The 10510-nt window shown below is 70.1% G+C and carries 7 protein-coding genes and 2 pseudogenes; 2 read left to right on the top strand and 7 right to left on the bottom strand.

Going from position 1 to position 10510, the window contains the following annotated elements:
- The 4 genes and pseudogenes from AC2W7M_RS12375 to AC2W7M_RS12360 all read right to left on the bottom strand — a co-directional run.
- Positions 1-444, bottom strand: a pseudogene (locus AC2W7M_RS12375) (hypothetical protein); the annotation flags it as partial.
- 186 nt (positions 445-630) lie between these two features.
- A complete protein-coding gene (locus AC2W7M_RS12370) occupies positions 631-1005 on the bottom strand; it encodes a hypothetical protein (RefSeq protein WP_486132615.1) in 375 nt (124 codons plus the stop codon).
- Complete coding sequence (locus AC2W7M_RS12365) at positions 1002-2030, bottom strand: TolC family protein (RefSeq protein WP_486132614.1); 1029 nt, start codon at positions 2028-2030, stop codon at positions 1002-1004. Before AC2W7M_RS12365 ends, AC2W7M_RS12370 begins: the two co-directional genes overlap by 4 nt.
- A gap of 159 nt (positions 2031-2189) precedes the next feature.
- Positions 2190-2860 (bottom strand): annotated as a pseudogene (locus tag AC2W7M_RS12360) (protein-L-isoaspartate O-methyltransferase family protein).
- Positions 2861-3096: 236 nt separating this feature from the next.
- On the opposite strand from AC2W7M_RS12360, the gene AC2W7M_RS12355 reads away from it, so the two are divergent.
- Entirely contained in the window at positions 3097-3558 is a 462-nt protein-coding gene (locus AC2W7M_RS12355) for a group III truncated hemoglobin (RefSeq protein ID WP_486132613.1), read from the top strand.
- A gap of 133 nt (positions 3559-3691) precedes the next feature.
- A complete protein-coding gene (locus tag AC2W7M_RS12350) occupies positions 3692-4549 on the top strand; it encodes an amino acid ABC transporter substrate-binding protein (protein WP_486132612.1) in 858 nt (285 codons plus the stop codon).
- 6 nt (positions 4550-4555) lie between these two features.
- Here the strand turns inward: AC2W7M_RS12350 and AC2W7M_RS12345 are convergent, their stop codons facing one another.
- The 3 genes from AC2W7M_RS12345 to AC2W7M_RS12335 all read right to left on the bottom strand — a co-directional run.
- Positions 4556-6865 carry a DUF3616 domain-containing protein gene (locus AC2W7M_RS12345; protein ID WP_486132611.1) on the bottom strand — a complete coding sequence of 770 codons (2310 nt, stop codon included), beginning with the start codon at positions 6863-6865 and terminating at the stop codon, positions 4556-4558.
- Positions 6866-7082: 217 nt separating this feature from the next.
- Positions 7083-9494, bottom strand: a complete 2412-nt coding sequence (locus tag AC2W7M_RS12340; protein WP_486132610.1) for a penicillin-binding protein 1A — start codon at positions 9492-9494, stop codon at positions 7083-7085.
- Between the two features lie 247 nt (positions 9495-9741).
- Positions 9742-10510: N-acetylmuramoyl-L-alanine amidase family protein (locus AC2W7M_RS12335; protein WP_486132609.1), on the bottom strand; the 769-nt coding region annotated here is incomplete at its 5' end.

Raw genomic sequence — 10510 nt, 5'->3', positions numbered from 1 at the left:
GCGGCCATCCTGCCGCGTCTCTTGGCGCGCCTCCTGCCGCCCCTCGGCGCGGCGCTCGGCGGCCCGCTCCTCGGAGGCGCGGAGATCGGCGAGGTGCGCATCCAGTTCCTGGAGCGCGTCGAGGCCGTCGAAATCCGGCAGCGGCGGCTCCGCGTCGTGCGGGAACACGTCGTCGGGATCGATGCCGCGCGCATCCGCCCCGCGCACATCCGGTCGGCGCCCGTCCTGAGCGCGCCCATCATGATTACGCCCGTCCTGACCACGCCCGTCTTGGCGCGGAGCGGCGGGCCGGCGCTCGGCGCGCGGCTCCCAGCGCCGCACTTCGCCGCGCGGCGGCTCCTCGTCATAGCGGTGCGCCGGGGCCTCCGCCGCAGCGCGCCGCGGCGAGGAGGTCAGCTCGTCGTCGGCAATGATCCGGCGGATGGAGGCGAGGATTTCGTCCATGGAAGGTTCTTGGAGCTTGGGGCTTGCAGACATGTCTCGACACCTCGGCCGGAGACGTCACTCGACCCTCGCGCTGGCAAACGCGACCGGACGCCAGAATCACCTGTAACTTGGGGAATTATGGCATCCGGAATAGGTGTCGCAACCCGCACGGGCGCTCTTTATCCGGCTTTATTTGGTTGCAGCTTACTTGCCGTCGGGGGTGCGAACGCCGGCCCAGCTGTCGCGCACCTGATTGTAGTGCACCGTGGGATTGTAGACGTTCACCCGGAGCCGCAGCGAGATCGCATCGAGCTTGCCGATGATGGAGACCAGCTGATAGCCGGCCACCACGCGGTCGCGCTGGGCGGTCACCAGGGCCGACCGGCTGTTGGTGAGGTCGCGCTGCGCGTTCAGCACGTCGGTCGTGGTGCGCTGGCCGACGCGCCATTCCTCGCGCACGCCCTCAAGGGCGAGCGTGTTGGCGGCCACCGCCGACTGGGCCGCCTCGATCTGCGCCTTCGAGGCCTCAAGCGCGCCCCAGTACTGCACCGCCTGGGCGCGGATGGCGTCGCGGTTCACGTCCACCTCGATCCGGGCCTGGGTGAGCAGCTCCTTGTTCTGGCGGATGTTCGCGTATTCGACGCCGCCTGATAGATCGGCACCGACAGGTTCAGCGTCACCTCGGCGGCGCGCGCGCTGTCCACCGCCGCAGAGCTGTCATACGTCTGGTAGAGCTGGCCCTGGACGTTGAGGTTGGGCATCAGCGCGCCCTCGGCCACCTTCACCTGGAACATGGCGGCATCGACGGCGAACTCGGAGGCCTTCACCGCCGGGTGATGGTTGAGGCCCGCCGTGACCACCTGGCCGAGATTGCGCGGCAGCATGGCCTCGATCGCCGCGCCCGGCGACACGAGACGCCCGGGCTCGACGCCGATCACCTGCCGGTAGACCGCCTTGGCGGAGGACAGGTTGGCGACCGCCTGACTCACCCCGTACTGGGCATCGGCGACCCGCGCCTCGGCCTGGGCGACGTCGGTGCGGGTCACCTCGCCCACATTGAAGCGGTCGCGCGTGGCGCGCAGTTCCTGCTGCAGGGCGGCGAGGTTCTGATTCTGCAGATCCAGCAGCGCGATCGCCTGGATCACGTTCATATAGGCAGTGGCGGCGTTGAGGAGGACCGTCTGCTCGGTGTTGCGCAGCGTCTCGCGCGAGCCGCGCACCTGCGATTCGGCGGTGCGCGTGGAATTGGCGGTGATGAAGCCGTTGAAGATGGTCTGCGTCGCCGTGAGCGCGAACTGGCGCGGCCACAAGGTGCCGGACGTCGACACGCCCTGGGCCTGGGAGCGAGCGGTTTCGACGCCCGCCGAGGCGGTGGCGAACAAAGTGGGCCGGTAGCCCGACAGCGCCTGGGGCACGGTCTCATCCACGGCGCGGGTGCCGGCGCGCTGCGAATTGAGGGTCGGATTGTTCACATAGGCCTGGGCCAGCGCCTGATCGAGCGTCTGCGCCGCGGCTTCCCGGGCGGGAAGGGCGAGCGCGGCCAGCGCCAGGAAGGCCAGGCCGGAGGCCAGGGCCGGTCGGCGCATGCTCGTCGCAAACGACATCGAGTTCTCCTGGTCCGACACGGCGCGCAGCAGCCCCCGTCGTGGGCTGTGCCGTGCGGTAACTTTTGGAAAGATATCCGCACGCTGGCGCCGGCGAAACCGATCGGTTCGATGCCACGGCGCTTTTCGCAGCACCGCGGCAATCGGGCCACAGGTCGCTCAGAAAACGAAGCGCGGCGCGGCCTCGAAGCCCGGCAGCGGCGGTACGGCAGCATTGAAGGCGATGCGCTCGCTCGGCTGGCCCGCCACCTTGGTGAAGACGCAGGCGCGCCCGGCGCCGCCGCCGCCCACCACGCAGATCAGGCGGCCGCCTCCTTCAGCTGCGCGAACAGCGCGGCCGGAACCTCGTCCACCGCCCCATTGATCAGGATGCAGTCATAGGGCGCCTCGCTCGCCCAGCCGGCGGCGAGCGGCCCCTGCATGACCGCCACGTTGTCGACCCCGAGTTCGGCCAGAGTGGACGTGGCGGCGGCGGCGAGGTCCGGGTCCTCCTCCAGCGCCACCACCTGCTGCGCGAGGCGCGAGAGCAGCGCCGAGGAATAGCCGGTGCCGGCGCCCACATCGAGCACATGCTCGCCCGCCTCGATGTCGGCGAGCTGCACCAGGCGGGCGAGGATCATGGGCTCCACCAGGAAGCGCGGCGCCGCGCCGGCGCCGGCGGCGCGGATCTGGAGGTCGTCGTCGATATAAGCGAGCGACTTCAGGCTGGCCGGCACGAAGCGCTCGCGCGGTATCTCCAGCATGGCGGCGATGATGCGGTGGTCGGTCACGTCGTTGGTGCGCACCTGGCCGTCCACCATGCCGCGGCGAAGCTCGGCGAAATCGATCATGTCATGCCTCCGGCCATCGCGCGGGCCGACGACCGCGCCAACACCACGGCTGCGCCCAAGGGCCAGCCTTCGCGCCCAAGAGCCATATTGCCGCCCGATTTGCAAGGCGCCGGGCCACCGCACCCGCCGCCGGCGGAATTGATCTGGCGCATTGCCGCCGCCGCGGCGGCCCCACAGGAATGCCCGCCGCGAGATCCCGGCTTGCGCAGGCCCGGCGCCGCAGGAAGGATGGTGCGATGAGCGAGTCCCCTCAAACCCGGATGCCCCCTGCGCGCTCCCTCCTGGCCGATGCGGGCGCTAGCATCACGGAAGAGAACATCCACCGGCTGGTGCACGGCTTCTACGATCAGGTGCGCGCCGACACCCTGCTCGGCCCGGTGTTCGGCCGCGAGATCGCGCCCGAAGCGTGGCCGGTGCATCTCGCCAAGATGTGCGACTTCTGGTCCTCGGTGCTGCTGCGCACCGCGCGCTATGACGGCCGGCCGCTGCCGCCGCATCTGCGCATGCCGGATTTGACCGACACCCATTTCGCCCGCTGGCTGAAGCTGTTCCGGACCACCGCCGATGCCGTGTTCGCGCCCGCCGATGCCAACCGGGTGATCGCGCTCGCCGAACGCATCGGCACCAGCTTCCGGCTCGCCATCGCCCTCCACCGGGGCGAGGACACCATGAAAGTCGCCCCCCTGCCCCGCGGCTGACGGACCGCGGATCGGCCAGCGCGACGCCTCAAGGTCAAGCTTGGCGTTGGGCGCCCCGCGGGTGCATGCTAGAGGCGACGGCAAAGCAAGCGCCGACGCCACGGCGCGCCGGGAAAACGGGTCGGGGGAGACCATGAGGCAGACCATGGTGCGCGCATTGGTGGGCGCGGCGGCGCTGATGCTGGCGGGCGCGGTCGCCCCCGCAGGCGCGCAGACGCTGGAGCGGGTGGCGGAGAGCCAGACCTTCCGCATCGGCTACCGCCACTTCGCTCCGCCTTATTCCTTTGCGGCACAGGGCGGACAGCCGGCCGGCTACATCGTCGATCTGTGCCGCGAGGTGGCGGGCGCGGTGAAGCAGCACCTGAGGCTGCCGAGCCTGAAGATCGACTATGTGATGATCACCGCCGAGAACCGCTTCGAGGCGGTGAAGAACGGCCAGATCGACATCCTGTGCGACCCGACCTCCATGACCATGTCGCGCCGGGCGCTGGTGGACTTCTCTCTGCCCACCTTCCTCGACGGCGCCAGCGTGGTGACGCGCGGCACGCCGGTGAAGGGGCTGGAGGACCTCAAGGGCAAGAAGGTGGGCGTGCTCAAGGGCACCACCACCGAGGAGACCCTGCGCACCACCCTCGCCCAGATGCGCATTCCCGCCGACATCGTGCTGGTGGACGACCACCCGAAGGGCCTGGACCTTCTGGCGGACGGCAAGCTCGACGCCTATTTCGGCGACCGCGGCATCCTCGCTTATCTCATCCGCACCCGCTCCAAGAGCGGCAACCTGACCCTCTCGGAGCAGTACTTCACCTTCGAGACCTACGCCCTCGCCATGCCGCGCGGCGACCAGGCGTTCCGCCTCCTGGTGGACACGACGCTGGCCAATCTCTACCGCACCGAGAGCATCCGGCAGATCTATGCGCGCTCGTTCGGCGCGTTTCCGCCGGACCAGTTCCTCGATGCGCTGTTCGTCATCAACGGCGTGCCGAAATAGGGCGCGTCAGGGGCGCGGCACCCGGTATTCCGCCGGCGCGCCGCCGGCGGCGCTGTCGAACACGACCAGGAGCCGGTAGTCCTCGCTGGGCGCGTCGGCGAGCACCAGCAGGCCCTCCGCCTTGGCCATGGGATGGGCCGAGGCCAGGACCGCCAGCGGGCGCGTCGCCTCCCCGACCCCGTCCCAGAAATGCACCACGCTCGGATAGGACAGGCCCGGCTGCTCGGTCACATCGAGCCCGGCAAGGATCAGGAAGCCGCCCGCCACCGCCACCAGGTCGCGGATGCCGAAATTCGCGCCGAGCCGCGCGCGCAGAACCGCCGGCTTGAAGGCCGGCGCCGCCGCCGGGTCGAACAGACCCGCCGCCGGCAGGCGCAGCACGACGGCGCGGCCGTCGCGGGTGGGCGCGCGCAGGCCGAAATAGAGGTCGCCGTCCTTGGCGGCGAGGCCCTCGATGTTCACTCCGCCGGCATCGAGCCCCAGGCAGGGGCCGTCGCGCCGGCAGGCTTGCGCCGCAAGCTCCGGCACCGCGGCGATCAGATCCTCCAGGACGCCGGTCCGCGCCACTTCCGGCGCCGGTCGGGGTCCGTCGAAGCCGCCGAAGGCCGGCCTTCCGGTGGCCGGATCCACCGGGATGCGGAACAGGCCGAAGCGCGCGCCCTGGTAGCTGCCGCTGCCGCGCGAGGCGCCGTGCGAGCCGGTGACGTAATAGAAGCCGCGATCGCCCACCCGCACGAAGGCGGCGCCTTCGGCGTCCACCTCCTTGTTGCGCGCGCCGGCCTCGTCCTTCTTGGCGACCAGGGTGATGGCGGAACCGAGCGTGACGGCGTCCGCCGAGACGGTCACGAGCCGCACATGGCGCACGCCGTCGCTGACCAGGAGGCAGGCGCGCACCGCCGCCCCGGCCTGGGTGCCGCAGGCGATGGCGCTGATGTCCTTCGCCTCGTCCTTGCCCTCGAACGCCCCGCGCACGTCCAGCTGACGCACGGGCGCGACCAGAGCGGGCGGTGCCGGCGGCGCGCCGTCGGGGCCGTGGGCGTGGGCGTCAGGACCAGCCCAGACGCTGAAGAGGACCCCGGCGGCGACGGCGACCATCCGGCGCGCCCGAGGTCGCGCTGCGGACAGCGATAGGGCGTGTCCCAAGGCCTTGTCCTTTCCAAAAGCCGGCGGTGGCGGCGGGGGCACTGTGACTATTTCCTCCAGCAGGGCCAAGCCCGTCGCACCGGAGCTAGTCGAAGGCGGCGCCGGAGAGAAGTGCCACGAGATCCGCCTGTCGGCTGACGCCAACCTTGGCGAGCACGTGCTTGAGGTGGGTGCGGACGGTCTCGCGCGATATCCCAGCCGACGCGGCGCGCTGTCCACGGTCTCGCCTTGGGCGATCGCGCGGGCAATCCGCGCCTCGCCGGCCGTCAGGTCGAACAGCCCAGCCAGCACATCGGCGCTCGGAACCACGCCCCGATCCACCGGCGTAACGATCAGAAGTGCGGTGGACATGTCGAAGATGTCGTTGGCGGCGCGGCGGATGGGAATGAGGTGGAGAATGTGCGGCTTGCGTTCGGCCTGCGCCCGCACCGGGATGGAGAAGGCGCTGGCGCCCCCGGCGAGCACGGCGCCCAGGGCGTCGCTGAACAGGCGGTCGGCGGCGCTGTCGGTGACGGCGAGACGTTGGGGGGCGTCGAGCAGGAGATCCGGGATCAGCGCCTCGAACCGGGCATTGGCCGCATAAAGCCTGCCCCGTCCGCGCAGCACCGCCGCCGGCAAACCGGACGCGGCGAGCGCCTCGGCCATGGCGCGCGCCTTTTCGAGCCCGAAATGCGCGCCGAGCAGCGCCGCGCGGGCGAGGTGAGGGCGCAGCGTGTCGAGCATCGCCACCGATTGCAGGTCCACCACGCCCTTGGCGTGGGCCTTCTCGAAGCTGAAGATGATGGCGTCGCCGCTGGGCACCTGGAGCATGGTGCCGGTGGCCCAGCCGAGGCCGTTCTTGCGGTAGATGTCCCTATAGACCGGGTCGGCTGCCATCTCCTCCTCGGTGAAGAAGTCGTTGTCGCGCACGAAGCCGGCATGGTTGGCGCTGGCGAGGCGCTGCGGCCGGGGGTTGCGGGCGTGCCAGCCGGTGCGCACGAAGTCGTCGAACAATGGCTGGATGGTGGACGAGGCGGTCCAGCGCGTTCCCGCCACGTTGGCGGTGAACAGCACGCCGCCGACGCCGTCGATGCGGGCCGACAACAGGTCCAGCAGCCGCGGCCAGAGTTCGGGAACCGCCGCAGCCTCGTAGATCAGGTCGGTGACCCTGGTGAACTCGTCATGGTCCAGCATCCCTCCAACCTCGAACCAGACCCTACCGGTTGAGAATTTGCGCCAGCCGCGCGGCCTCCCGCAACGGGAAAACGTCATGCGGGCACAGCTTTCGGTTAGGTCAGGGTTGCAGCGCGCCCCGCGCAGGGCGGATGCGGCGGCGAGATACCTCTCCTGCGGCGCGCGATGGCCGCGCGCGGGAGATGCGGCAAGGCACGGACCCGCCTGGACCGCGCCCTCAGTAGAGCCCGCCGGTCCCGGAGCGCACGGCGCGGTCGGCCTCGGGCGTCACGGTGCCGTCCGAATAGACCACGTTGTAGCCGTCCGGCGGGGCGGTGCCGGGCTTGAAGGCCTCGAGGATGGCGTTGCCGTCGCCGGCGCTCGTGCGCTGGCCGCTCTTGCGGTCGATGCGCACCAGCTTGATGCCGGCCGGCACCCGGAACGGGATGGCGGGCCGGTCGGCGATGGCGGTGCGCAGGAACTCGCGCACCACCGGCGCGGCGAGGACGCCGCCGGTGGAGCCCTTGCCCATGGGCCGCGGCTTGTCGTAGCCGAGATAGACGCCGACCACGATTTCCGGCGTGAAGCCGATGAACCAGGCGTCGCGCTCGTCGTTGGTGGTGCCGGTCTTCCCGGCGATGGGCTTGCCCAGCTCCTTCAAGGCGGTGCCGGTGCCGCGCTGCACCACGCCTTCCATCATGGAGGTGATCTGGTAGGCGGTCATGGGGTCGAGCACCACCGGGCGCCGGTCGATCAGCGTCGGCTCGGGCTGGTTCTGCCACTTGGCGGCATCGCAGCCGCGGCATTCGCGCTCGTCGTGGCGATAGATGGTGTGGCCGTAGCGATCCTGGATGCGGTCGATCAGCGACGGCGTAACCTTGCGCCCGCCATTGGCGATCATGGCGTAGGCGCCGGTCATGCGCAGCAGCGTGGTCTCGCCGGAGCCGAGCGCCATGGCGAGGTAGGGCGGCATGTCGTCATAGATGCCGAAGCGCTTGGCGTAGTCGGCGATGATCGGCATGCCCACGTCGTTGGAGAGCCGCACCGTCATCACGTTGCGCGACTGCTCCAGGCCGAAGCGCAGGGTCTGGGGGCCGTAGAACTTGCCGGAATAGTTCTCCGGCCGCCAGGTGGCCTGGCCCTGCTGCTCCAGCTCGAACGGGGCGTCCATGACGATGGTGGACGGGGTGTAGCCATTGTCCAGCGCCGCCGCATAGACGAACGGCTTGAACGAGGAACCGGGCTGCCGCATGGCCTGTGTCGCGCGGTTGAACTGGCTCTCGTCGTAGGAGAAGCCGCCGGTGAGCGCGAGCACGCGGCCGGTGGTGGGATCCATCACCACGATAGCGCCCTCGACCCCCGGGATCTGGCGCAGGCGATACTGGCCCGGCCGGTTGGCGAACGGCTCCACATAGATCACGTCGCCCGGCTTCACCACCTGGTTGAGCGCCTTGCGGGTCCACTTGACGCCGTCGGCGGGCAAAAGCTCCACCACGCGCTCGTGCGAGCGCTGGCCGGACTTCTCGCGCCGCGGCTGCAGGCCGATGCGGGCATTGTCCTTGTTGACGTCGAGCACCACGGCGATGCGCCACGGCACGTCGCCGAACTCCTTCACCTCGCCGAGCTTCACGCCCCAGTCGACGCCGGCGAGCTCAAAGTGGGTGATGGGGCCGCGCCAGCCGCGCGCCTCGTCATATTTGATCATGCCCTCGGTCAGCGCCTTGCGGGCCGCCACCTGGAGGTCGCTCCGCAAGGGCGTCCGCACCGAGAGGCCGCCCTCATAGAGCTTGCGCTCGCCGTAGCGCTCGTAGATCTGCCGGCGCACCTCCTCGGCATAGTATTCCGCCGCCTCCGCCTGGGCGCCGGTGGCGCGCGGCGTGACGGTCAAGGGCGACTTCTTGGCCGCCTCGCCGTCGGCGGTGGACACGAAGCCGTTCTCGACCATGCGATCGATCACCCAGTTGCGGCGGTCGATGGCGCGGTCGCGGTCGCGGAACGGATTGTAGGTGGACGGCGCCTTGGGAAGGGCGGCGAGATAGGCCACCTCCTGCACGTTGAGCTGGTCCACCGACTTGTCGAAATAGACCAGCGCCGCCGCGGCGATGCCGTAGGCGCCCATGCCGAGATAGATCTCGTTCAGATAGAGCTCGAGGATGCGGTCCTTGGAATAGGCACGCTCGATGCGCAGCGCGAGCAGCGCCTCCTTGATCTTGCGATCAAGGGAGACCTCGTTGGTGAGCAGGAAGTTCTTCGCCACCTGCTGGGTGATGGTGGAGGCGCCCTGCGGCCGGACGTTCTTGCCGTAATTCTGGAGGAAGTGGCTCGCGGCGCGGAAGATGCCCGTCGGGTCGAGGCCGCCGTGCTCGTAGAAGTTCTTGTCCTCGGCCGACAGGAAGGCCTCGATCACCAGCTTCGGCACCGACTGGATCGGAATGTAGAGGCGGCGCTGCTTGGCGTATTCGGCGACCAGCGCGCCGTCGGCGGCGTGCACGCGCGTCATTACCGGCGGCTCGTAGTTCTGCAGCTGCGAATAATCGGGCAGGTCCTGGGAATACTTCCAGACGAAATAGGTCGCGCCCGCCGCGCCCACCAGGAGGACGAGGGTGCCGAGCGCGAACATGAACCCGAAGAACCGCAACAGCACCCGCATCGTCCCGCCTTCCTCCTGCGGGCCGGAACCCGCCGCTTGCCGACCCTGCATCGCCATAGCGCGAGATCGCCGCGCTGCGAAGGACAAAGTGCTGCTCCCCGACGGCCGCGGCCTTGCGCTCCGTCACATCGGCGCGACCGCGCGCCACTCCCGCCGTCGCCGAAGGGAATCCGGCCACTTCTATGGTGGCCAAACGTGGCTGCTTCGCGACAAGCGCGACGCTTCCGCCCGCTTCTGCAGCCTGCCGCTACGGTACCTTTTGCGCGGCGCGGGCGGAAGCGCCGGCCAGCTGCGGCGCGAAGAAGTCCGAGATCGCCTGCATGATGGCGTCGGTGACGCGGTCGCGCCATGCATCCGAGGTCAGGAGCTTCAGGTCGGCGGGGGTGGACATGTAGCCCAGTTCCACCAGCACCGAGGGTACGTCGTGGGCGCTCAAGACCTTGAAGCCGGCGGAGCGCAGCGGCGTGCGGTGGGTGCGCACCGCGCCCTTCAACTGGCCCACCAGCGAGCGTGCGAACAAGGAAGAGAAGTTGCGGGTCTCGCGCCGGGCGAGGTCCACCAGGATGCCCGCCACCTCGTCGCTTTCGTCGGAGAGGTCGACGCCGGCGATGAGGTCCGCCTTGTTCTCCTTCTCGGCGAGGGTGGCCGCGTCGGCGTCGCTCGCGGTCTCGGAGGCGGTATAGACGCTGGCGCCGCGCGCCTGGCCGTCGCCGGCCGCCAGCGCGTCGGCATGGAGCGAGACGAACAAAGCGGCGCGGCTGGCGCGGGCGATCCGCACCCGCTCGCCGAGCGGCACGAACACGTCCTCGGTGCGCGTCATCACCACCCGGTAGGTGCCCGCCTTCTCCAGCTTGTCGCGCAGCGCCAGCGCTGTCTCCAGCACGATCGCCTTCTCGGCGAACGCGCTGCGGCCGGTGGTGCCGCTGTCGATGCCGCCATGGCCGGGATCGAGCACGATCACCGGGCGGGTGTCTCCCGGCGCGGCGGCGGAAGGCGCGGGCGCCCGGCGGCGGGGC

This window comes from Xanthobacter sp. BG11Y11_SDJG (assembly GCF_057364445.1).
The sequence above is the reverse complement of the archived record's forward strand: the minus strand, read 5'-3'. Positions and strand labels throughout refer to the sequence as shown.